General features: G+C 68.6%; 3 protein-coding genes. 2 read left to right on the top strand and 1 reads right to left on the bottom strand.

All coding sequences use genetic code 11. The features are described from left to right. Window positions 1–2: 2 nt before the first annotated feature. Entirely contained in the window at window positions 3–155 is a 153-nt protein-coding gene (locus WBP48_RS07710) for a helix-turn-helix transcriptional regulator (protein ID WP_424438500.1), read from the top strand. A gap of 6 nt (window positions 156–161) precedes the next feature. Here WBP48_RS07710 and WBP48_RS07715 read toward each other — a convergent pair whose 3' ends face one another. Then, window positions 162–983, bottom strand: coding sequence for an alpha/beta fold hydrolase (locus tag WBP48_RS07715; protein WP_424438494.1), 822 nt, complete (start codon window positions 981–983; stop codon window positions 162–164). Between the two features lie 90 nt (window positions 984–1,073). Here WBP48_RS07715 and WBP48_RS07720 point away from each other — a divergent pair. Beyond that, window positions 1,074–2,261, top strand: a 1,188-nt coding sequence (locus WBP48_RS07720; RefSeq protein ID WP_424438497.1) for an AAA family ATPase, incomplete at its 3' end; no start/stop codon positions are given.

Genomic DNA, 2,261 nt, shown 5'->3' on the forward strand with positions numbered 1-2,261 from the left:
GGATCGCGCGCCTCGCAGCATCCGGCAAATCGAACCGCGAGATCGCGACGGAACTCTTCCTCAGCATGAGCACCGTCGAATACCACCTCAGGAAGGTGTTCATCAAGCTCGACGTCACCTCCCGGCAACAGTTGCGCACCCTCCTGCGCGAGTGACCCGAGTCAGGCGCGGATGAAATCCAGGATGTCCTGGTCGAGCTGATCCTGGTATGCGCCGAAGATGCCATGGGGCGCGCCGGGGTAGACCTTGAGGGTGCCGTCCTTCACGAGCCGGATCGCCTTCTCGGCGGCGGCGGCGATCGGCACGATCTGGTCGTCGTCGCCGTGCGCGATCAGGATCGGCACGGCGAGCGCCTCGAGGTCGCCGTTCTGGTCGGTCTCGGAGAACGCCTTCACGCAGTCGTACGCAGCGGAGAGGTTCACGAGCATCCCCTGCCGCCAGAAGTCGTCGATCGCGCCCTGCGACACCGCCGCGCCGTCGCGGTTGAAACCGAAGAACGAGACGGCGAGGTCCTTCCAGAACTGCGACCTGTCCTTCAGGACGTGAGAGCGGATCTCGTCGAAGTTCTCGATCGGCGTGCCCTCCGGGTTCGCGTCGGAGATGAGCATGATGGGCGGTACGGCGCCGACCGTGACGACCTTGGCCACGCGCCCTTCGCCGTACTGCGCGGCGTACCGCACGACTTCGCCACCACCCGTGGAATGACCCACGACCACGAGGTCGTGCAGGTCGAGCGCCTCGACGAGCTCGGACAGGTCCTTCGCGTACGTGTCCATGTCGTTACCGGCATACGTCTTGCTCGATCGACCGTGGCCGCGCCGGTCGTGCGCGATGGCTCGGTATCCGGCATCCGCGAAGACCTTCAACTCGACCTGCCAGGCGTCGGAACTCAGCGGCCAGCCGTGGCTGAACAGCACGGGCCTGCCGGAACCCTGCTCGGTGTAATAGAGTTCGGTCCCGTCCGATGTGGTCACGTGAGGCATAGTCTCTCTCCATGTCGATGAGCCGTTCGGTTCGAACCTAGAAAGCACCGGCGCTGCCCGTCTTGCCACCGTGTGCACGACGAGCAGCCCGTGCGCGCACGAGCGCAGATCGGATGGATGCCGAGAGGACACGCGATGGACGACGGGCGCGAGCCGGGACCTCCCCCGCTGTTCGGGCACGAACGCCTGCTCGAAGAGGTCGTATCGGGTCTCGCCGCCTCGCTCGCCGGCGAGGGCACCGGGTCCGCGATCGTGGGCGGCCCGGGCGTGGGGAAGTCGGCGCTCTGGCGCGCGGCGGCAGCCCGGCTGCCCTCACCCCGCGTTCTGGAGGTCGAGGGGATTGAGCAGGAAGCGCAGTTCCCCTATTCGGCGCTCCAGCGACTCATCTCACCGCTGTCCGACGCGCTGGGCGCCATCTCGAGCACCCATGCGCGAACCCTCCGCGGCGTCCTCGGGTTCGAGACTGACAGCTCGGCCGACGGCTTCGCAGTCGGTGCAGCGGTCATGGCATTGCTGGAGGAGGCCGCTCGCGACACCGCGACGCTCGTCGTCGTCGAAAGCGCGCAGTGGGTGGATCACGAGTCCCTCTCGGCCGTCGCCTTCGCCGCGCGGCGCCTTGCACGGGACCCGGTGGCGATCATCATCGTGATGCGCTCCGACGCCGCCGCCCTCGCCGACCTCAGCGGACTGCAGCTGAGCACCGTGGATCCGCTGGATACCGACAGCGCACGCGCGCTGCTTGCCGACCGGCTCGACGGCATCAGCGACCCGGCCCTGCAGGACCTGCTCATCGAACGGGCGGACGGCAACCCGCGGGCGCTGACGACCATGGCCGACGAGCTCGCGGTGCGAACGTCTGCGGACGATCTGTTCGCGCGGCTCAGCGTCGGAGCATCGTTGCCGGTGCACGGCGAAGTGGACCGGGCGGTGCAGAATCGGATGCTGACGCTCTCCGAGTCGGCACGTCGGCTCGCGCTCGTCGTCGCGGAGGAGTCCAGCGGGCGCATCGACATCGTCCTCCGCGCGGCGCAGGCATGGATGGGCGACGACATAGCAGATCTCGACCCCGCGATCGACGAGCTCACCGCGAGCGGCCTGGTGGAGTTCGAGGGAGGCCGCCTGCGGATGCGCGATCCGCTCGCCCGGGCCTCGATCTCGGCGCTGTCCGCGCCCGAGTTCCGGCGCGCGGCGCACGTCGGCCTCGCGGTCGCGTTCGAGTCCCTCGGAATGGACCCGGCACGGGTCGCCTGGCACCTGGCCAGTTCCGTGCACGTGGCC

The organism is Microbacterium sp., from assembly GCF_049661145.1.
Lineage (GTDB): Bacteria > Actinomycetota > Actinomycetes > Actinomycetales > Microbacteriaceae > Microbacterium.